Source organism: Enterococcus sp. AMC1086, from assembly GCF_058216575.1.
The window spans coordinates 3309592-3331785 of the sequence record NZ_CM177100.1 but is presented as its reverse complement, the minus strand read 5'-3'; the positions used below and the strand labels follow the sequence as shown (position 1 = coordinate 3331785).

Genomic DNA, 22194 nt, shown 5'->3' with positions numbered 1-22194 from the left:
TGAAAAAACATAGTGGTGGCTAATAATTTTATTTTCTTAGATTAAATTTCAGAAAGGATCTTAATTATGGCAAGAAGAGGAGAAAATATCTACAAAAGAAAGGATGGCCGTTGGGAAGGTCGATACATAAAAGGTAGACAACAAAATGGAAAAATTCATTATGGCTATATATACGGCTACAAGTACGTAGAGGTAAAGCACCAACTTATTTTGATGAAATATGAAAAACAGACAAGTAATAGTAAAAACTTGCTTCCCTATGAAGGGAAATTACTAGATTGGACAAATTATTGGTTAGCAACATTCGTTCGGCCAAAAGTAAAAAGTAGCACATATGCTAGCTATAAGAATAAAATGGATGTCCATGTATTATCAAGAATCGGTTCAATCAAATTACAAAAACTAAAACGATCAGACATTGAGTCTTTAATTAGAAAGATGGATAAGACACTGAAAGCAAGTTCAATCAGATCAATATTTTCAGTATTGAAAAATTGTTTACGCAAGGCTATATCCTTAAATTTGCTGGTAGAAAATCCATGTATGGGTTTGGAACTTCCAAAAACAAGAAGAAAAACAGTAAAAGCCTTGTCTATTAAAGACCAAGACAAATTAGTTAAAGAAATCAATACAAATCAAAAATTTTTTTCTATTATGCTCGCTTTACAGACAGGACTACGAATTGGCGAGATATGTGGGTTAAAATGGGAAGATATAGATTTCGAAAACAACACACTAGGTGTTAATAGAACAGTGCTGAGAATTCAGGCAAAAGATAATGCTGGACCAAAAACGGAGATCATAGAAGTCACGCCTAAAAGTGACAACTCACAACGAAAAATACCAATCAATAAGTCTTTAAAGAAAAACTTGTTGGAACTTCAGAAGGTGTCAACGAGCGACTACGTTATTTCCAACAAGCGTAAAGCACTGGAACCTCGCACGATTGCCTATCGTTTTCAAATTATTCGTAAAAAAATTGGATTAGAAAAATTTTCGTTCCATTCTTTAAGACACACTTTTGCTACGCGTTGCCTAGAAGCGGGTGGAAATATTGCAACAATAAGCTCGTTATTAGGACACTCTTCGACAAAAATGACATTAGATTGTTATACAAATTCATTTTTTTCTGAAGAACGTCAGCTTGTGGAAAAACTTAAGTTTATTTAATCTAAAATCTAGAGGGTGAAATAAAACACTTTTCCCATTTTTTCACCCCTAGTTATTTAAAAAGAGTAACTAATTTAGTTAATAATAAGAATAAATGTCATATAATAACTGATCCAAATCGGAGATGTCCTTTTTCTCATTGTAATTGGTCAAAAAGAAAAAATATTTTCCTCTTTTTTTTAGGTAGGAACAATCGACAGTACTAATAACTAAATCATAAAATTGATTCGAAGATAGGGGCTCTGCTTGGGCAAAAGTAGTCAAGCCAATATAGTTGATCCATCGTTCTGTAAATTTTTTCTTGCAAAGTAAATCACCTTCAATAAATATTCCGACAGATAATTTTACTTTGACGCATTCTTCATAAAAGCTTAAGGCATGAGCGTATTTTGTAATAAGAACAGTATCATGGATATCATCTATGAAAAGTACTGGGTATTTTTCTTTTAAGCAATCAATAAATGAGAGAATCGTTTCAGAGTGTTTCTCTTTTTCTCGTTCTATATAATTTAGTTTCCAATAATAGTCAATATGTCCTTTAAATATCAAATGGCGATAGCTTATAGCATTTAAGTAGTAACGAAGCATTTTATTTTGGGAATGATTTAAGCAAGTATTTGGGTAACAAGTTGTCATAAAATCAAAAAATTCTTTATTTAGAGCCAGTATGAAAAATCCACTGTATTTTTCAATTAAATCAAGTTCTTTTAAACAGTGAGAATTAGCTGGAATGATTTCTTCGCCAAGCATGAAAAGAAGCAATAAGGTGGTTTCGTCAGGAAGCATTTTAAAAGAATAATAAACTAAGAATGACTCAAGTATAATAGTGATTTTTTTAAATATGTGAGAATTTTTAAGTGCCATTATAAATCTTTTTTGACTCGGTATATCGGATTTGTTACTGAAAAAAGGTTCTTGGTCACTATAATTGGTTATGTTTTTTTGTGCATTTCTTCTTTTTAATAGGCTTAAATAGATAATCAGTTTTTTTCGTGAAAAGGTGGATAATGGGCTACCTAAAACCTGTTGAATAGCATTGACCGTTTCGTAAATTCTAGGATCAATATTTGGGACTTTTAGTTGACGCTTAGGATCTGTGACATTGTAAAGAGAGACATAAAAGAAACGAATTTGTAGTTCGGAACCTAATAGAAAGCCATTTTGGATAGTTAAATCAAATTCTTTCAATAAAACGTTCAACTCGTTTATTTTTCTAAAATAAGTAGAATGACTGATTCCGATTTTTTCGGATAAACGAGTGATATCAATCGTCCCATAATGCAGTAAGTCTTCTAAAATTATATATTTTGGTGCAAGAATGATCAATTCATTATATAAAGTATGAAGAGAATAGTCAGGTTTTGTCTGAAAGGTGATTGTTTGTTTATTTACTTCAATGGATAGGCAATCATTCGATTTTTGGGCGGAGGTCATTAATTCTTCGAGTAATTTTGATAAAAAATACTCGCCTATATTTAAATATTGCAAAAGCTCCTTTTTTGTTGCGGTACCGCCAACATTACTTAGATGAATCAATACGTTAATTTGATGACCTTCAAATTTTTCTAGTAAGTCAAATTTTATCATGGTAATACTCCTTTAGATATCGGGATAGAGAATAGTTTCTATTTGTGAAGTGAGCTGCTCAATATTATCCAATATAAATCCAACAAATACAACAGTATTTAAATCGCTTTATTTTTACTTTTTTGAAAAATAACCACAGTACATATTTTGTGTTCCTATGTTAAATATAGATTTAAGGCAAATCAATAAAATAGCTTTGCTTGATTGCCTAAAAAATGGTATTGTATCTTTGTATGTTTATGTCTGATTTCATGAATATTGATGACTATTTTTAGAAGGGACATGTCTGTTATGTATGATCTTGGTGATATTATAGAAATGAAAAAGCCCCATGCTTGTCAGGCAAACCGTTGGGAAATTATCCGAATGGGCGCTGATATTAAAATAAAATGTACGAAATGCGGTCATATCGTTATGATGACACGCCGTGATTTTGAAAAAAAGATGAAGAAAATTTTGGAAAAAAAACTGATAAAGGATAGTGAATAATCAATGGCATTAACAGCTGGAATCGTAGGTTTGCCTAACGTAGGGAAATCTACTCTTTTTAACGCAATTACAAAAGCAGGAGCAGAAGCGGCAAATTATCCATTTGCAACTATTGATCCAAATGTGGGAATGGTTGAAGTACCAGATGAGCGCTTGCTACGTTTGACAGAGTTAGTGAAACCAAAAAAAACAGTACCAACAACTTTTGAGTTTACTGATATCGCCGGAATCGTTAAAGGTGCAAGTAAAGGGGAAGGTTTAGGAAATCAATTTTTAAGCCATATTCGTCAAGTAGATGCGATTTGTCACGTGGTACGTTGTTTTGATGACGATAATATCACCCATGTTGAAGGACGTGTAGATCCATTAGCAGATATTGATACAATCAATTTGGAATTAGTATTAGCTGATCTTGATTCTATTACAAAACGCTACACACGTGTAGCTAAGATAGCTAAAACAAAAGATAAAGATGCAGTAGCTGAGCTCGCTGTGTTGGACAAGCTTAAACCAGTTCTGGAAGAAGGACTTTCTGCTCGTACGATTGAATTTACGGAAGATGAGCAAAAAATCGTTAAAAGTTTATTCTTATTAACAGCAAAACCTATTTTATATGTGGCAAATGTGTCAGAAGATGAAGTAGCGGATTCAGATAATAATCCTTATGTTCAACAAGTTCGGACTTTTGCTGCAAATGAACAAGCTGAAGTAATCGTAGTTTGTGCGCGTGCCGAAGAAGAAATTGCAGAATTAGATGATGAGGATAAAGCAGATTTCTTAGAAGCGTTAGGTATCGAAGAATCTGGTTTAGATCAACTAATTCGTGCTGCCTATGATTTATTGGGATTGGCAACTTACTTTACGGCAGGCGAGCAAGAAGTACGTGCCTGGACTTTCCGTAAAGGAATCAAAGCACCTCAAGCAGCGGGAATCATCCATACGGACTTTGAGCGTGGATTTATTCGTGCAGAGACTGTTTCGTTTGATGACTTGAACACGTATGGGAATATGCAAGCAGCGAAAGAAGCAGGCAAAGTTCGTTTAGAAGGAAAAGAATATATTGTCCAAGATGGCGATGTTATGCTTTTCCGTTTCAATGTATAGGAAAAAAATTGCTAAAAACTGTTTTTCTCCCTAAAAAATGTGTTAGAATACTTTTTAGGTAAAGACTGTCCCGTTGGCTACGGGCGAGGAGGACGCAAAATAATGGAATCAGAAGCACTTCGAGACATTGTTTCAGAAAATCGTGAACTTGAACAACAATTGACAAAGAGAAACGAACAATATATTTTTGACTTAAAAAAATCATTAGTTGCTGCTAACCTTTCAGAAGAAGCGCAGACACTTGCTTTGCACGAAATTTTACCTCATTTAGTAGAAGGTCAAAAAAGTGGAAAAACAGCGCGTCAGCTTTTCGGAACAGTGGCTGAACGTACGGAGTCTATTTTAAATAAACCAGAAGAACTTCCAGAATCAACACCAGCTTTGATGTGGTTGGATAATACATTATTATTATTCGGTGTGATGACGATCATGTTTTCAGTTATGATGATGTGGTCTAAAGGAAAATCTCAGCCATTAGGTTTATTGACATTGGTTCTAGCATCAATGGCTGGAGGGTATGTATTTTATTTGATGTATAAATATGTATATCAATATGATCGTCCTGGCATGGATAAATCTAAACGCCCAGGTTGGTTTAAAACAGGACTTATCTTAGTTGGTGCGATGCTTTTATGGCTCGTCGTCTTTACAGGTTCTGCAATGCTACCAGTAGTTATTAATCCAGTATTAGATCCAGTGGTCGTCATCATTATTGGTGGGATTGCTTTGGGTACTCGTTACTTGTTAAAGAAAAAATACAATATGCGTAGTAGTTTGGCGCGTTAATAAATAAAAGTAAAAGAGTCTTAGACAAAACGCTCAGTCGTTTTGTTTAAGACTCTTTTTTTTTACGATAAATAAATAACTTACTAAGCAGCATAAAAATAAAAGGGTTCATGTTTGAAAGAAAAGCTTCAGCACGGTACCATAGAAACTAATAATGAAATTTGCAATTAATTTTCATATTAAAGAGGTGGAGCAATGAAAAAATGGATCAAACAATACAGTCAGTTACTTATATTGCTAAGTTTTTTTGTATTAAGCGTATTGTCTTTGTACATTGTATATATTAAAAACGGTCATATTATGATAGGTGATGATTACCATTTTCATCAAAATCGAATTGAAGGTTTGGCGGAGTCTTTAAGAAATGGCTTATTACTGCCGAAAGTCAGCTACTTTTTCATTGGAGGATATGGCTATGCATCAAGTTTATTTTATCCAGATTTTTATCTGTATTTGCCTGCAATTCTGCGTGTTTTTAATTTTTCGCTCGCGACTAGTTTTGTTATTTTTGCTATTGGAATAAACATCGTTACTTTTATTTTAACCTATGTATCTGGCAGATACATGGGATTAACGAAAATAAAAAGTTACTTATTTTCATTATTGTATACTTTGTCGATTTATCGATTACAAGACTTTTTTAATCGACAGGCTATTGGAGAGTTATTGGCAATGAGCTTTTTTCCATTAGTTTTGGCAAGTCTGTATCTATTGAAAAACGGTAAAGAGAATAAATGGCTATTGTTGACAGTGGCTATGACGGGAATTGGTTTAGCTCATTTCATTTCATTGGAAATCATCAGCATTTTTATAGGCATGTATATTCTTTTAAATTCGAAGAATTTTTTTAAGAAAGAGGTCATCGTTGCGCTATTGAAGGCCGCTGGAGTTACTGTTTTATTACTCGCCTTCTACTTAGTACCCGTTTTTGAACAGATGCACCATGTTACATTTCAAGTGACATCTAATCCGTTGACATCGATTTCAGATAGAAGCTATTCTTTGAGTGAACTAATCGCCAACAGTTTTAAAAATAGCGTATTTCACGCGTCCTCAGCGAATATAGGTGTCATTCTTTTATTTGGTTTGACCATCTACACAGTGATGATTTTTAAGCAAAATTCATCCAATCGCGAGTTGATCATCCTTGCGTTACTATTTATGTTTATGACGACGAATCTTTTCCCTTGGCAGCTTTTTGACAATACTCCGCTTAATACAATTCAGTTTCCTTGGCGCTTTTTATCGATCGTGACTTTATTGCTAGCGTTTCTTATTGCAAATGACAGTATAGGATTATTTAAAAAATTTCCAAGTAGTCAGATAATATTAGTTATGGTTATTTTAATTGGAGTTGGATTGTACGAAAAAGAAAGTATTGATACTGAAGGGAAACGTATCTTATCACGCAAGACATACGATCAAACAAATAGTTATTATATTGGAGCTGGACATGAATATTTACCCAAAGAAGTTGATTATGACACTATTAAAAAGAATAAAGATCGAAAAGTCGTTTATGATGATTCTGAAATCGAAGTAGCCAATGTCAAAATGAATTTTGACTCAGTAGCATTTGACTATCGAACGAACGACACGCAAAAAGCAACAGTTACAGTTCCGTTTATCTACTATTATGGCTATCAAGCTCAAATAGTAAATGATGGAAACAAAAAAACAATTCCAGTATCATTAAATAAACGAAACGGATTAGTCGATGTTCAGTTATCTAAAAAAGGAAGTATCTCTATCGTTTACCATACAACTTTGGCTCAAAAAATTTCGTTGGGTATCTCTGTGCTTACTCTTTTCGTTTGTGTAATATGGAAAGTGACACCTAAGCTTTCAAACAAGTTTAAATGAAAGAAATGCCTATGTTTTTAATTGTATTTCGATAATAAAAAAATGAGTAAACGCTCATGTTTGAAGGATTGAAAAGAAAATCTTGATAAACAGGAAAATGCGGTTGACTTACCTTTTATTATCTGTTATTTTCTTATATAAAATTAAATAGAGGAGTGGTCTGAAAAATGTCTAACTGGGAAACAAAATTCGCGAAAAAAGGTCTTACATTTGATGATGTTTTATTAATTCCAGCAGAAAGTCACGTGTTGCCCAACGAAGTGGATATGAGTATCCAACTAGCAAAAAATATTAAGTTGAATATTCCTCTAATCAGTGCAAGTATGGATACAGTAACGGATAGCAAAATGGCCATTTCAATGGCTCGTCAGGGTGGTTTAGGTGTTATTCATAAAAATATGAGTATCGCGAAACAAGCAGATGAAGTTCGTAAAGTAAAACGTTCTGAAAGTGGTGTCATCATTGATCCATTTTTCTTAACGCCAACGAATTTAGTAGCAGATGCTGAAAATTTAATGAGTAAATACCGTATCAGCGGAGTACCGATCGTGGAAACGATGGATAATCGTAAATTAGTTGGGATCATTACGAACCGTGATATGCGTTTTGTAACAGATTACCAAATGAAAATCGACGAAGTGATGACAAAAAATAACTTAGTTACAGCTCCAGTTGGTACTTCTCTAAAAGATGCTGAAAAGATTTTACAGAAACATAAAATCGAAAAATTACCAATTGTTGATGAAAATAATCGTTTAAGTGGCTTGATTACGATCAAAGATATTGAAAAAGTAATCGAATTTCCCAATGCAGCGAAAGATGAGCATGGACGTTTGTTAGTTGCAGCAGCCGTTGGTGTCACAAGTGATACTTTTGAACGTGCGGAAGCTCTATTAGATGCAGGAGTAGATGCGATCATTATCGATACAGCTCATGGTCATAGTGCAGGTGTGATTCGTAAGATTAAAGAAATTCGTGATACATTTCCAGATGCGACATTGATTGCTGGAAATATCGCAACAGCTGAAGGGGCTAAAGCACTTTATGATGTAGGTGTAGATGTCGTTAAAGTTGGGATCGGACCTGGTTCTATTTGTACAACTCGTGTTGTTGCAGGTGTAGGTGTTCCTCAATTAACAGCTATCTATGATGCAGCTTCTGTTGCTCGTAAATATGGTAAGGCCATTATTGCTGATGGAGGGATCAAATATTCAGGCGATATCGTAAAAGCTTTGGCTGCCGGCGGACATGCAGTTATGTTAGGCAGTATGCTCGCTGGAACCGATGAATCACCAGGTGAATTTGAAATTTATCAAGGCCGACGTTTTAAAACATATCGTGGAATGGGTTCACTAGGTGCCATGGAAAAAGGTTCAAGTGATCGTTATTTCCAAGGCGGTGTCAATGAAGCCAATAAATTAGTTCCAGAAGGTATTGAGGGCCGTGTTGCTTATAAAGGGAGCGTCTCAGACATTGTTTTCCAATTGATTGGCGGCTTAAAATCAGGTATGGGCTATGTCGGTGCAGCGAACTTGAAACAATTACGTGATGAAGCACAGTTTATCCAAATGAGTGGTAATGGATTGAAAGAATCTCATCCGCATGATGTACAAATTACGAAAGAAGCACCTAATTATTCTGTAGAACAATAAATCAAGATAAAAAAAATTCCGACGTCGCTTGTGACATCGGAATTTTTTATTTATTGAACAAGGCGTTCATCTTCAGAACCATAATACATATGAAGTGGTTTAGCTTTTTTTCCTAGTAATTCTTTAGACGGTAAAATTTCATACCCTTCTTCACGTAAGTGATCGATCACAGTTGCTACAGCATTAACAGTTTCGGGATGAATGTCATGCATCAAGACAATCGTGTCATTATAGGCGGTGTCATCGATACGTTTAATGATGGATTGTGCATTATTACTTTGCCAATCTTGCGAATCGACAGACCACTGAATAATAGGTTTACCAATGATGGCTGCAACATCTTTATTTACAGCACCATAAGGCGGTCTAAAATCAGTTGGTAGCTTGCCAGTAGCATGATAGATTACTTTGTCTGTATTTTGAACTTCCTCTTTTACTCTTTGAGCATCGACGCTAGTTAATTGTGGGTGGGAATAAGAATGACTTGCAACTTCATGCCCGTCTTCTGCTACTTTTTTTACAAGTGATTCATATTTTACAACATTTTGACCTAGCATAAAGAATGTTGCTTTGACTCCTTTTTCTTTTAGAATATCTAGAAGTCGTGGAGTGGTTTCAGGATTAGGTCCATCATCAAACGTTAGTGAAATGTATTTCTTTTTTGGATCTAGAGGTTTGGGTAATGCATCTTTAATCGACGTTGGATCTACAAATTCTGGATTTACGTAACCAGCAATTTCTTTATAGGGCAACGTGATTTCTGTTTTACCAGTTGGATTTTCTGGTAGGTTTAAGCTGATTTTGTCGGAATAATAGGTAAAAGCAGTTCCGTCTAACGAAATATTTGGCATGTTGAGAACACCATCGATAATGGCATTACCATCAGGACTTTCAGAAAGTAATTTTTGCTGAATGACTTGCTGAACTGCTAAAATATTAGGTTCATTCATGAAAATATCTAGCAAAGTTAGTGGTTGTTTTGTTTTTTGATTGACGCAAGCTGTATATTTACCCGTTTCAGTTTTCTCAGACCAATCTGCTTTTTCTTGATTCCAAGTGTAAGCTTCAACAACAGGTTGGTAGCTGACCACTTGTTCAGTGATTTTTTTTAGTTTCACATAACCGACGAGTTTGACTGCTGTCTCTTTTTGGTTGCTCTTTTGAGCAGTTTCCATCAAAGTAGTTAATTCGGTTTTGATTGCTGGTAGTTGAGGAATAGAGTTAGTTGCGGCTGGCTCATAAAAAAGTGTTTGAACATTGCCAGCTTTTTTTTCTTGCTCTGTTGTCTTAAAACTATCTTGATTTTTAGATTTCCGAATTTTTTCTAGCAACGAAGCCTCTTTTTGTTCAAATTGTTGCTCATCTTCACGTGTGCTGGCTTCTTTGGGTTTATGCTGTATAGCATAGGCAGCATAAATACCACCGCAGATCAAAATGAATGAAAGTATACAAACGGACACAAAAGCCATTTTTTTTGAAAAACTGTGTTTATTCCGTTTGCGTCGACTGTTTCGAGTTCTTCTTGGGTAATTATCTCTGTCCATAACGTTTGATCCCTCTAATTTTATAAAATTTGATTGTTTACAGTAATTAACTGTATCATGCTTGTTTTGGACTTTCAACAGCAAGAGAATTAAATTAGATATTTTATTTAATTATTTTCAAATTACCCATATAAGGAACTAAAGCTTCTGGAATCGTTACGGTTCCATCTTCATTTTGATAATTTTCTAATATAGCAGCGACAGTCCGTCCCACAGCTAGACCTGATCCATTTAATGTGTGCGCATATTGCACTTTATCATTCTCATCACGATAGCGGATCATCGCACGACGAGCTTGAAAATCTTCACAGTTTGAACAAGAGCTGATTTCGCGATAGGCATTTTGGGCTGGAATCCAGACTTCTAAGTCATATGTTTTCGCAGCTGAGAAGCCCATATCGCCTGTAGCTAGTGACATGACACGATAAGGAAGGTTTAATTTTTGCAAAATATCTTCTGCATTTGCCGTCATTTTTTCTAATTCCTCATAAGAATGTTCTGCATCACTGAATTTCACCATTTCTACTTTATTAAATTGATGTAGACGAATCAAGCCGCGTGTATCACGACCTGCACTTCCAGCTTCAGAACGAAAAGATGGACTCAGTGCGGTAAAATAGATAGGTAAATCTTTGCCATCTAAAATTTCGTTATTATAATAGTTTGTCAAAGGAACCTCTGCAGTTGGGATCAAGGTCATATCTGTTCCTTCTAATTGAAAAACGTCTTCTTTGAATTTAGGAAATTGACCAGTACCGAACATAGAATTACTGTTTACGATATAAGGTGTCATCATTTCAGTGTATCCATGGTCATAAACGTGCATATCCAGCATAAAATTGTATAATGCTCGTTCTAGTCTAGCACCTAATCCTTTATAGTAGACAAAACGACTTCCTGAAACTTTTGCTCCACGTTCGAAATCAAGAATATCTAGTTTTTCAGCTACGTCCCAATGTGGTTTTGGTTCAAAAGCGAAATTTCTAGGCTCGCTCCAACGACGTACTTCAACATTATCGTCTTCATCTTTCCCCACAGGTACTGAATGATGAGGGAGGTTTGGTAAAGTTGTAGAAATTTCATGTAGTTTGACATCGATCTCTTCGATTTCAGTGTCCATTGCTTTAATATTACCGCCAACTTCTTTCATTTCAGCAATTTTAGCTGTAGCATCTTCCTTATTTCGTTTTAACTGGGCAATTTCTGCTGAAACATCATTTCTGTATTTTTTCAGTTCTTCTGATTTTACTAATAAATTCCGACGACTTTCATCTAAGCGTAAGAATTCTACTAATATTTCTTCTTTTACACCACGGGTTTTCAATTTTGCTTTTACATCATCAAAATTTTGACGAATCATTTTTACATCTAACATAAATACTCCTCCTTAAATTTAAAAGCATAATGGGCTTGCTCGCTTTTTTCCGATGGCCTTCAATTCGTGAAGCTTTAGCTCTTAGGAATGGGAGAGATCGGTTCAGAGCTCAACAATTAGTCCATGTTGCTAGATAATAGTGTAGAAAAATAAAAAGCCACTCCATCCCTAGAAAAAAATTCTTGGGACGAAATGACTTGAATTTCGCGGTACCACCCAAGTTCAGCTATAACGCTGCCCTTGTAATGCAGATAACGGCTGCAGCCGGTTTGACTTATTTCATCAAACGCATGTAATAGAGACGGACTTCTTCATAGCAGAATATTTGCTCTCACCACCGCAAACTCTCTTTGATTCAACACTATAAATACTTTTTCTCTTTGCTTGTCATTAGGATACAAAACTTTCGTTTGGATGTCAACCTTAGTAAATCAATTTCTCTTTAAAGGCAAATGAATAATGAAAGACGTCCAGTGATTATCAGAAGTTGCATAGATATACCCGCCATGCAAGGCTACAATGCTTTGTGCAATTGCCAAACCAAGGCCTGTTCCACCTGTTTCTTGGGAACGTGATTCCTCCACACGATAAAACCGATCGAATAATTGATCTAACGATTTCTTAGGAATTGGCGGACCATCATTTCTAACAGCAATGACAGCTTCAGTCCCAACTTTCTCTACATCAATGACGATATTTTTACCGCCTTTGCCATATTTCAGTGCATTTGATAATAGATTATTGAAGACACGAACCAACTTCTCAGTATCTCCATCCATTTTAATTGATGAAGGTGTCGCATTGACGTGAATCGTCATATTGTTTTTATCTGCTTCCAACTCAAAATCAGCAGCCAATTGTTCAATCAATTGCGCCATGTCGAAACTGATCGTATTTATAGGAACTGACGGCTGGCGGACTTTAGTGTACTCAAAAAGGTCGTCTACGAGTAGCTTCATTTGTTTGGCTTTTACATAAGCAGTATGCGTGTATTTTAGTAAATCTTCTTCATTATGAAATTGTCGATCTTCAATCAAGCCTAAGTATCCTATAATAGAAGTCAAAGGAGTTCTAATATCGTGGCTGACATTTGTAATCAATTCATCCTTTGATTTTTCTATTTTACGTTCATCTTCAATAGCAGCTACAGTACTATCAACTAATCCGTTGATGCTAGTGACGACTTTTGCCAAATCACCGCTCAATTCGAAAGGAATACGGTGGTCGTAATTACCATCAGCGATATAATGAAGCTCACTGATGATATGCCGTAATTGCATTTGTCGATAACGACGAATCAAACGCCAGTATAAGACAGCAACATCCACTATAAAAAATATTGGGATAACAAATTTACTTAAACTCCAAAATAAATCTGTATTTAACTCTTGAGCAAAAGCACCCTTAGTCGCCCAGATAATTCCCTTTAAGGTTTCGCTGGCACTTAGAATAACTGTAATTGAGACATTTAATAGAAGTAACAGGATAATCGTGACAATTCCTTCAGCAAGTAATTCGCTAATTTCCTTTGATGTTAGAGTGATTCGTTTCTTCTTTTCAATTTTCTTTTGTCTAACGAGCATCGATCTTATATCCAACTCCCCAAACTGTTTGAATGACTTTTTCTCCACCAGTTGCTTCTTCTATCTTATCTCTCAAGTGACTGACATGAACCATGACTGTTTTTGCAGAAACAATACTTTCTTGTTGCCATACACGCTCAAAAATCTCATCGGCACTAAAAACACGGTTAGGATGACTAGCTAATAGATACAAAATGCCGAATTCTAAGGCGGTCAATTGAATTTCCTTCCCATCAACTGTCTTCACTTCATGTGAATCCTTATTGATGATCAGTGAGCCAATTTCAAGTACATCTGGTTCGTCTGCTTTAAGCTGCATTTGGCTGCGTCTCAAAATGGACTTAACACGAGCCATGATTTCTAATGGATTGAAGGGTTTAGTCACATAATCATCTGCGCCAGCAACAAGTCCTTTGATCTTATCCATATCAGTTGTTTTAGCAGTTAGCATAATAATTGGAATTTGAGATTCTTTTCTTAACTCTTTCACTACTTGCATACCATCCATGATTGGCATCATGATATCCAAAATAAGTAAATCAATATCTGATATTGTCCGGATCTTCGACAAAGCCTCTTTTCCGTCATAAGCTTTCACCACTTCATAGCCTTCATTGTGAATATAAATACTCAGTAGTTCCACGATCTCTTTATCATCATCAGCAACTAAAATTTTCATATCATTCTTTTCCTCCATATATATAGTAGAATTCTTCTTCTACATTCTAACAAAAAAAATGAGAAATTGACAAAAACAAAGAGAAATTACGGGAAATTTAGAATATGTTACTAAAAATTAAAAAATAAGTCTAAAATCACTATTTTCCCTGTTAGAAACGAACAATAAAGAACAAAAGTAATAAAATAATCGGCAAAGAAAAAAACTTTAAAAAAAGTGCAATTTTTAGTTGACCTAAGCCTAGAAACTTGGTATATTATATCTTGTCGCAAGGCACTGATGTAACACGCCGAACGATGAGGATAAGATAACAATCCAAGTTTGAAAAAAACTTTGGAAATCAGTAAAATAGTTATTGACAAACAACGACTAGCCTGATAAACTAGTGTAGTTGCCTCAAGAATCATCGGCAATTGAAACGAACATGAAATAACAAATCAAGTTCGAAAGAAACTTGAAAAAACAGGATGAAAGTTGTTGACAAATAACAAACAACCTGATAAACTAATGAAGTTGTCGCGAAACATTCGATAACATCAAGCAGAGAAAACTTTGAAACTTTTTTAAAAAAAGTGTTGACATCGAATCGAAGATTTGATATGATATAAAAGTTGCTGCAAGGTAACACAGTAGACCTTTGAAAACTGAACAAAGTAAGACGAACCAAATGTGTAGGTTGTTTTTACAACGGTAAAAACAAACAACAATTTTTAACAAAGCGATGCAATATGCTAGCAACCAAATGAGCTTAACAATCTTCGGATTGTGTTCAACTTTTATTATGAGAGTTTGATCCTGGCTCAGGACGAACGCTGGCGGCGTGCCTAATACATGCAAGTCGAACGCTTCTTTTCTACCGAGTGCTTGCACTCACTTGAAAAGAGGAGTGGCGGACGGGTGAGTAACACGTGGGTAACCTACCCATCAGAGGGGGATAACACTTGGAAACAGGTGCTAATACCGCATAATAGTCGACACCGCATGGTGCTGACTTGAAAGACGCTTTCGGGTGTCACTGATGGATGGACCCGCGGTGCATTAGCTAGTTGGTGAGGTAACGGCTCACCAAGGCCATGATGCATAGCCGACCTGAGAGGGTGATCGGCCACACTGGGACTGAGACACGGCCCAGACTCCTACGGGAGGCAGCAGTAGGGAATCTTCGGCAATGGACGAAAGTCTGACCGAGCAACGCCGCGTGAGTGAAGAAGGTTTTCGGATCGTAAAACTCTGTTGTTAGAGAAGAACAAGTAGGAGAGTAACTGCTCTTACCTTGACGGTATCTAACCAGAAAGCCACGGCTAACTACGTGCCAGCAGCCGCGGTAATACGTAGGTGGCAAGCGTTGTCCGGATTTATTGGGCGTAAAGCGAGCGCAGGCGGTTTCTTAAGTCTGATGTGAAAGCCCCCGGCTCAACCGGGGAGGGTCATTGGAAACTGGGAGACTTGAGTGCAGAAGAGGAGAGTGGAATTCCATGTGTAGCGGTGAAATGCGTAGATATATGGAGGAACACCAGTGGCGAAGGCGACTCTCTGGTCTGTAACTGACGCTGAGGCTCGAAAGCGTGGGGAGCAAACAGGATTAGATACCCTGGTAGTCCACGCCGTAAACGATGAGTGCTAAGTGTTGGAGGGTTTCCGCCCTTCAGTGCTGCAGCTAACGCATTAAGCACTCCGCCTGGGGAGTACGACCGCAAGGTTGAAACTCAAAGGAATTGACGGGGGCCCGCACAAGCGGTGGAGCATGTGGTTTAATTCGAAGCAACGCGAAGAACCTTACCAGGTCTTGACATCCTTTGACCACTCTAGAGATAGAGCTTTCCCTTCGGGGACAAAGTGACAGGTGGTGCATGGTTGTCGTCAGCTCGTGTCGTGAGATGTTGGGTTAAGTCCCGCAACGAGCGCAACCCTTATTGTTAGTTGCCATCATTCAGTTGGGCACTCTAGCGAGACTGCCGGTGACAAACCGGAGGAAGGTGGGGATGACGTCAAATCATCATGCCCCTTATGACCTGGGCTACACACGTGCTACAATGGGAAGTACAACGAGTCGCTAGGCCGCGAGGTCATGCAAATCTCTTAAAGCTTCTCTCAGTTCGGATTGTAGGCTGCAACTCGCCTACATGAAGCCGGAATCGCTAGTAATCGCGGATCAGCACGCCGCGGTGAATACGTTCCCGGGCCTTGTACACACCGCCCGTCACACCACGAAAGTTTGTAACACCCGAAGTCGGTGAGGTAACCCTTGTGGAGCCAGCCGCCTAAGGTGGGATAGATGATTGGGGTGAAGTCGTAACAAGGTAGCCGTATCGGAAGGTGCGGCTGGATCACCTCCTTTCTAAGGAATATCACGGAAACTTACACATTCGTCGACACTTTGTTCAGTTTTGAGAGGTTTACTCTTATATAAAGAAGTTAATCATTAGATTTTCTTTCTTTTTATATGATTCTCTCAAACGAATTGTTCATTGAAAACTGGATATTGAAGTATAAAAGTAATCAAAACAAACCGAGAACACCGCGTTGAATGAGTTTTTTAATTAAAATAGTTCGAAGCTTATTTTATTGGTCACGCCTCTATCGCTAGAGAAACGAGCCAAACAAAACCGATCGTAAGATCGTAAGGTTAAGTGAATAAGGGCGCACGGTGGATGCCTTGGCATTAGGAGCCGATGAAGGACGGGACTAACACCGATATGCTTTGGGGAGCTGTAAGTGAGCTATGATCCAGAGATTTCCGAATGGGGAAACCCAGCATCTTTTATAGGATGTTACTATTCAGTGAATACATAGCTGGATAGAGGTAGACGCAGAGAACTGAAACATCTAAGTACCTGCAGGAAGAGAAAGAAAATTCGATTCCCTGAGTAGCGGCGAGCGAAACGGGAAAAGCCCAAACCAACAAGCTTGCTTGTTGGGGTTGTAGGACTCCGATGTGGTAGTCTGTCAAGATAGTCGAAGAACCTGGAAAGGTTCGCCAAAGTGGGTAATAGCCCCGTAGACGAAATGTTGGCAACACCTAGGAGGATCCTGAGTACGGCGGAACACGAGAAATTCCGTCGGAATCCGCGGGGACCATCCCGCAAGGCTAAATACTCCCTAATGACCGATAGTGAACCAGTACCGTGAGGGAAAGGTGAAAAGCACCCCGGAAGGGGAGTGAAATAGATCCTGAAACCGTGTGCCTACAACAAGTCAAAGCCCGTTAATGGGTGATGGCGTGCCTTTTGTAGAATGAACCGGCGAGTTACGATTGCATGCGAGGTTAAGGTGAAGAGCCGGAGCCGCAGCGAAAGCGAGTCTGAATAGGGCGAATGAGTATGTAGTCGTAGACCCGAAACCATGTGATCTACCCATGGCCAGGTTGAAGGTGTGGTAAAACGCACTGGAGGACCGAACCCACGTACGTTGAAAAGTGCGGGGATGAGCTGTGGGTAGCGGAGAAATTCCAAACGAACTTGGAGATAGCTGGTTCTCTCCGAAATAGCTTTAGGGCTAGCGTCGAAGTTAAGAATGATGGAGGTAGAGCACTGTTTGGACTAGGGGCCCATCTCGGGTTACCGAATTCAGATAAACTCCGAATGCCATTCATTCATATTCGGCAGTCAGACTGCGAGTGATAAGATCCGTAGTCGAAAGGGAAACAGCCCAGACCACCAGCTAAGGTCCCAAAATATATGTTAAGTGGAAAAGGATGTGGGGTTGCACAGACAACTAGGATGTTGGCTCAGAAGCAGCCACCATTTAAAGAGTGCGTAATAGCTCACTAGTCGAGTGACCCTGCGCCGAAAATGTACCGGGGCTAAACATATTACCGAAGCTGTGGATCACACCTCTGGTGTGATGGTAGGAGAGCGTTCTAAGGGCGTTGAAGGTCGATCGTGAGGACGGCTGGAGCGCTTAGAAGTGAGAATGCCGGTATGAGTAGCGAAAGACGGGTGAGAATCCCGTCCACCGTATGACTAAGGTTTCCTGGGGAAGGCTCGTCCGCCCAGGGTTAGTCGGGACCTAAGCCGAGGCCGATAGGCGTAGGCGATGGACAACAGGTTGATATTCCTGTACCAGTTGTTTTTGTTTGAGCAATGGAGGGACGCAGGAGGCTAAGGAATGCATGCGACTGGAAGTGCATGTCCAAGCAGTAAGTCTTGAGTAGAGTCAAATGCTTTACTCTATACGGACAAGCTGTGATGGGGAGGGAAATAATAGTACCGAAGTTCCTGATGTCACACTGTCAAGAAAAGCTTCTAGTGAGAAAACAACTGCCCGTACCGTAAACCGACACAGGTAGTCGAGGAGAGTATCCTAAGGTGAGCGAGCGAACTCTCGTTAAGGAACTCGGCAAAATGACCCCGTAACTTCGGGAGAAGGGGTGCTGACTTCGGTCAGCCGCAGTGAATAGGCCCAAGCGACTGTTTATCAAAAACACAGGTCTCTGCAAAATCGAAAGATGAAGTATAGGGGCTGACGCCTGCCCGGTGCTGGAAGGTTAAGAGGATGGGTTAGCTTCGGCGAAGCTCAGAATTGAAGCCCCAGTAAACGGCGGCCGTAACTATAACGGTCCTAAGGTAGCGAAATTCCTTGTCGGGTAAGTTCCGACCCGCACGAAAGGCGTAACGATTTGGGCACTGTCTCAACGAGAGACTCGGTGAAATTTTAGTACCTGTGAAGATGCAGGTTACCCGCGACAGGACGGAAAGACCCCATGGAGCTTTACTGTAGCTTGATATTGAGTGTTTGTACCACATGTACAGGATAGGTAGGAGCCGATGAATCCGGAACGCTAGTTTCGGTGGAGGCGCTGGTGGGATACTACCCTTGTGTTATGAACCCTCTAACCCGCACCACTTATCGTGGTGGGAGACAGTGTCAGGTGGGCAGTTTGACTGGGGCGGTCGCCTCCTAAAGAGTAACGGAGGCGCCCAAAGGTTCCCTCAGAATGGTTGGAAATCATTCGCAGAGTGTAAAGGCAGAAGGGAGCTTGACTGCGAGACTTACAAGTCGAGCAGGGACGAAAGTCGGGCTTAGTGATCCGGTGGTTCCGCATGGAAGGGCCATCGCTCAACGGATAAAAGCTACCCTGGGGATAACAGGCTTATCTCCCCCAAGAGTCCACATCGACGGGGAGGTTTGGCACCTCGATGTCGGCTCGTCGCATCCTGGGGCTGTAGTCGGTCCCAAGGGTTGGGCTGTTCGCCCATTAAAGCGGCACGCGAGCTGGGTTCAGAACGTCGTGAGACAGTTCGGTCCCTATCCGTCGCGGGCGTTGGAAATTTGAGAGGAGCTGTCCTTAGTACGAGAGGACCGGGATGGACTTACCGCTGGTGTACCAGTTGTTCTGCCAAGGGCATTGCTGGGTAGCTATGTAGGGAAGGGATAAACGCTGAAAGCATCTAAGTGTGAAGCCCACCTCAAGATGAGATTTCCCATTTCTTTAAGAAAGTAAGACCCCTGAGAGATGATCAGGTAGATAGGTTGGAAGTGGAAGTGCAGTGATGTACGGAGCGGACCAATACTAATCGGTCGAGGACTTAACCAAAGAAACGAAATAAAAAAGTAGATCGGACAGTTTGATTACAACTTCAATCCAGTTTTGAGTGAATAATCACTCAATTGAATAGCAACAACACCCAGTGTGGTGGCGATAGCGAGAAGGATACACCTGTTCCCATGCCGAACACAGAAGTTAAGCTTCTTAGCGCCGATTGTAGTGAAGGGTTTCCCTTTGTGAGAGTAGGACGTCGCCACGCTAAAGTGTTGTCTTGGAGGTTTAGCTCAGCTGGGAGAGCACCTGCCTTACAAGCAGGGGGTCGGCGGTTCGATCCCGTCAACCTCCATTTTTTGAGCCGTTAGCTCAGTTGGTAGAGCATCTGACTTTTAATCAGAGGGTCGCAGGTTCGAGCCCTGCACGGCTCATAGGAATATTTTGCGGGTGTGGCGGAATTGGCAGACGCACTAGATTTAGGATCTAGCGCCTTACGGCGTGGGGGTTCAAGTCCCTTCACCCGCATTTTTAGTCTCGTTTTATAACTAGGCGAACATCACGCCGGCTTAGCTCAGTTGGTAGAGCATCTGATTTGTAATCAGAGGGTCGAGGGTTCAAATCCTTTAGCCGGCATCCAGACTGCGGAAATAGCTCAGTGGTAGAGCACCACCTTGCCAAGGTGGGGGTCGCGGGTTCGAACCCCGTTTTCCGCTTAGCTTGTTCTTTCGCCGGGGTGGCGGAACTGGCAGACGCACAGGACTTAAAATCCTGCGGTGAGTGATCACCGTACCGGTTCGATTCCGGTCCTCGGCATTAGAAATGTAGCACCCATAGCTCAACTGGATAGAGTGCTTGACTACGAATCAAGAGGTTAGGGGTTCGACTCCCTTTGGGTGCATAGTTAAAGTATTTGACTGCGGATTAGAAGGTTCAGAGAATTTAGTTCCTTTTGAACGTTTAGTCTTTTTTTATTATTATAGCTACGGGAAGTAGCTCAGCTTGGTAGAGCACTTGGTTTGGGACCAAGGGGTCGCAGGTTCGAATCCTGTCTTCCCGATTATTTTAATTTGTATGAACACCACTCATTTTTTGAGTGGTGTTTTGTTGTTTTATAATATTTTAAAAGATTGAGGCTCTTTGTCAACTAATGTTGGTGAAGAAAATCCAAAGAATTAAATCAATGATGAAGCCTAGAGGGAAATGCCTCTAGGTTTTTCTATTTGGTTGAAAAAGAACAGACCCAAAGCATAAAGTAATTCTCAATTTAAAATTATAGAAGTTACGGAAGCCGTAGGCATTTCTCTTTAATACTTTGATATGGTTATTCAAGCATTCTAACGGTCCGTTGGAATAAGGCAAATCCAACGCATTTTTAATGCCCGTTTGAACTTTTTTAAAGGTAGTAATTGTTGTTTGATAATAAGCTGGAAGCCTAGAATAATCTTGTTCTAATAACACGTGAAACCGTGTGTAATCTCTTGTTTGTATGGCATAGAGAAAATCCTGATAACAGGTATAGCCAGCTTTTAATTCTTCATCATAGGCAAGTAATCGATCCACGAGTTCGGTTTCTGTTAAATAAGCACGGAAGGAAGGACGCCATTGGCGTTTTTCAAAATGGAGCTTCGATTGATTCTTTTGAAGTAGTTTCCAGTATTTCTTCAAGTGACGGTATTTTTTTGCTTCTACAAATCCTTGATGGAGAAAGGTATTCATTCGTTGAATGCGGTGTTTTAAGAACGTTCGCCCAATGTGTTGCACAATATGAAAGCGATCAAGAACAATCTGAGACTTGGGAAATAGTTTCTTAATTAAAGAAAAATAAGGCGCATACATATCGCAAACAATGTATTTTACACCTTCACGAACAGATAAAGAAAATCGTGAGAAATAGCGTTCTAAAAAAGGCAACTGGCGGTTTTCAACGACATCGAGTAATTGCGTTGTTTGTCCATCCATCATAATGAAACTCATAGAGGCAGCGACTTGTTTCACTGATTTAAATTCATCAAAACAAAGAACTTCTGGCAAGATGAGTCGATTGATTTTTTGGGGTTCGTAAAACTGTTTCAATACGCGATAAACAGAGGAAACAGAGACCTTCTTTTGACGGGCAATTTCGGTCATAGACGAAGTGTTTCGTAGACGCTCGGCAATCGAAAGCTTAACTTTCTTAGAGATCGAGCAACACTTTTCGATAAGACTTGTTTCAGCGACAAAAGTTCTATCACAAGAATGGCAGAAGAAACGACGTTTCTTCAAGCGTAAGTATGTTTGGTATTCAGAAACATCATTCAGTAAAATCAGACAGGTTGTAAAGCTCCAACGAATAATCGATCCGTCTTCATGGGCGCCACAATGAGGACAGGAGTGCGCTAAATAGTCCAACGTACCAGAAAATTCCTGGCAGATCCGTCCTTTAATGCGTTCTTTTTTTAAAGAATTTTCATTAAAAGTAATGTTTAAGTCTAGAATATCTAAGGTTTCTTTGATAAGATTTGTATAGGACATCTTGATTTCCCCTTTTGATTGGTTTTAGACGACTTAATTCTAAAGGATATCAAGGTGTCTTTTCTATTATTTTGCATTAAAAAAGATGCCGGTGATTGTTCACCAACATCAAAAAGTATAGAGCCAAAATTGATTGAAAAGAACTGAGCGGATAAAATAGAAAGAATTGATTTTTGAGGTTACCAATGGAATAGCTTTACGATAATCATTGTATCTCTGGGAAAGTTCTAGAAAAGTATGAGGTTGGGACAGAAGCGTTTAGCTTACTTCCTAGCCTTATACTTTAAATTTATTAAAAGCTGTAAATAATCTTTTCTTATCAAATTAGGCATTCTCCTTTATTAAACACTTAAAATTATGTATAATTAA

At 39.0% G+C, this 22194-nt stretch carries 12 protein-coding genes, 8 tRNA genes, 3 rRNA genes and 1 other annotated feature; of the genes, 17 read left to right on the top strand and 6 right to left on the bottom strand.

Annotated features, from left to right (window positions below; genetic code table 11):
• Window positions 1-66 precede the first annotated feature (66 nt).
• Entirely contained in the window at window positions 67-1170 is a 1104-nt protein-coding gene (locus AC4BC4_RS15605; RefSeq protein ID WP_490476310.1) for a tyrosine-type recombinase/integrase, read from the top strand.
• Between the two features lie 78 nt (window positions 1171-1248).
• Here AC4BC4_RS15605 and AC4BC4_RS15600 read toward each other — a convergent pair whose 3' ends face one another.
• On the bottom strand, window positions 1249-2757 hold the full coding sequence (locus tag AC4BC4_RS15600; protein WP_490476309.1) for an AcpB/EbpR/MafR family transcriptional regulator: 1509 nt from the start codon (window positions 2755-2757) through the stop codon (window positions 1249-1251).
• A 291-nt stretch (window positions 2758-3048) separates the two neighbouring features.
• On the opposite strand from AC4BC4_RS15600, the gene AC4BC4_RS15595 reads away from it, so the two are divergent.
• The 5 genes from AC4BC4_RS15595 (at window position 3049) to guaB (ending at window position 8651) form a co-directional block, all read left to right on the top strand.
• Window positions 3049-3246 (top strand): DUF951 domain-containing protein, encoded by a 198-nt coding sequence (locus AC4BC4_RS15595; RefSeq protein ID WP_438757822.1) that lies wholly within the window; start codon window positions 3049-3051, stop codon window positions 3244-3246.
• 3 nt (window positions 3247-3249) lie between these two features.
• Window positions 3250-4350 carry a redox-regulated ATPase YchF gene (ychF, locus tag AC4BC4_RS15590; RefSeq protein ID WP_069640167.1) on the top strand — a complete coding sequence of 367 codons (1101 nt, stop codon included), beginning with the start codon at window positions 3250-3252 and terminating at the stop codon, window positions 4348-4350.
• A 102-nt stretch (window positions 4351-4452) separates the two neighbouring features.
• A complete protein-coding gene (locus AC4BC4_RS15585) occupies window positions 4453-5136 on the top strand; it encodes a DUF1129 domain-containing protein (protein ID WP_438757823.1) in 684 nt (227 codons plus the stop codon).
• 195 nt (window positions 5137-5331) lie between these two features.
• Window positions 5332-6999: a 6-pyruvoyl-tetrahydropterin synthase-related protein gene (locus AC4BC4_RS15580; RefSeq protein WP_490476308.1), complete on the top strand. Its 1668-nt coding sequence runs from the start codon at window positions 5332-5334 to the stop codon at window positions 6997-6999.
• A gap of 167 nt (window positions 7000-7166) precedes the next feature.
• Entirely contained in the window at window positions 7167-8651 is a 1485-nt protein-coding gene (gene guaB / locus AC4BC4_RS15575) for an IMP dehydrogenase (RefSeq protein WP_490476307.1), read from the top strand.
• Window positions 8652-8701: 50 nt separating this feature from the next.
• On the opposite strand, the gene AC4BC4_RS15570 is transcribed toward guaB, so the two are convergent.
• The 4 genes from AC4BC4_RS15570 to croR all read right to left on the bottom strand — a co-directional run bounded on the left by AC4BC4_RS15570 (window position 8702) and on the right by croR (window position 13832).
• Window positions 8702-10195: a polysaccharide deacetylase family protein gene (locus tag AC4BC4_RS15570; protein ID WP_490476306.1), complete on the bottom strand. Its 1494-nt coding sequence runs from the start codon at window positions 10193-10195 to the stop codon at window positions 8702-8704.
• 103 nt (window positions 10196-10298) lie between these two features.
• Window positions 10299-11570 (bottom strand): serine--tRNA ligase, encoded by a 1272-nt coding sequence (serS, locus tag AC4BC4_RS15565; protein ID WP_490476305.1) that lies wholly within the window; start codon window positions 11568-11570, stop codon window positions 10299-10301.
• Between the two features lie 180 nt (window positions 11571-11750).
• Window positions 11751-11963, bottom strand: a binding site (T-box leader).
• 38 nt (window positions 11964-12001) lie between these two features.
• Window positions 12002-13153: a sensor histidine kinase CroS gene (gene croS / locus AC4BC4_RS15560; protein WP_438757829.1), complete on the bottom strand. Its 1152-nt coding sequence runs from the start codon at window positions 13151-13153 to the stop codon at window positions 12002-12004.
• Window positions 13143-13832, bottom strand: a complete 690-nt coding sequence (gene croR / locus AC4BC4_RS15555) for a response regulator transcription factor CroR (protein ID WP_438757830.1) — start codon at window positions 13830-13832, stop codon at window positions 13143-13145. Before croR ends, croS begins: the two co-directional genes overlap by 11 nt.
• Before the next feature lie 777 nt (window positions 13833-14609).
• Between croR and AC4BC4_RS15550 the strand changes: the two genes are divergently transcribed.
• From AC4BC4_RS15550 to AC4BC4_RS15500, 11 genes are all read left to right on the top strand, one after another.
• Window positions 14610-16170, top strand: a 16S ribosomal RNA gene (locus AC4BC4_RS15550).
• A gap of 286 nt (window positions 16171-16456) precedes the next feature.
• Window positions 16457-19368 (top strand): 23S ribosomal RNA (locus AC4BC4_RS15545).
• 95 nt (window positions 19369-19463) lie between these two features.
• A 5S ribosomal RNA gene (gene rrf, locus AC4BC4_RS15540) occupies window positions 19464-19579 on the top strand.
• Together the 16S, 23S and 5S rRNA genes with 8 tRNA genes alongside form the textbook arrangement of a ribosomal RNA operon.
• A gap of 14 nt (window positions 19580-19593) precedes the next feature.
• Window positions 19594-19666, top strand: a tRNA-Val gene (locus AC4BC4_RS15535).
• 6 nt (window positions 19667-19672) lie between these two features.
• Window positions 19673-19745: transfer RNA gene (locus AC4BC4_RS15530), tRNA-Lys, on the top strand.
• Window positions 19746-19757: 12 nt separating this feature from the next.
• Window positions 19758-19839 (top strand) — tRNA-Leu (locus tag AC4BC4_RS15525).
• Between the two features lie 35 nt (window positions 19840-19874).
• A tRNA-Thr gene (locus AC4BC4_RS15520) sits at window positions 19875-19947 on the top strand.
• 8 nt (window positions 19948-19955) lie between these two features.
• Window positions 19956-20027: transfer RNA gene (locus AC4BC4_RS15515), tRNA-Gly, on the top strand.
• 14 nt (window positions 20028-20041) lie between these two features.
• A tRNA-Leu gene (locus AC4BC4_RS15510) sits at window positions 20042-20127 on the top strand.
• Window positions 20128-20138: 11 nt separating this feature from the next.
• Window positions 20139-20212: transfer RNA gene (locus AC4BC4_RS15505), tRNA-Arg, on the top strand.
• Between the two features lie 85 nt (window positions 20213-20297).
• Window positions 20298-20371, top strand: a tRNA-Pro gene (locus AC4BC4_RS15500).
• Between the two features lie 149 nt (window positions 20372-20520).
• On the opposite strand, the gene AC4BC4_RS15495 is transcribed toward AC4BC4_RS15500, so the two are convergent.
• Window positions 20521-21825 (bottom strand): ISL3 family transposase, encoded by a 1305-nt coding sequence (locus tag AC4BC4_RS15495; RefSeq protein WP_490476304.1) that lies wholly within the window; start codon window positions 21823-21825, stop codon window positions 20521-20523.
• Window positions 21826-22194: the final 369 nt, after the last annotated feature.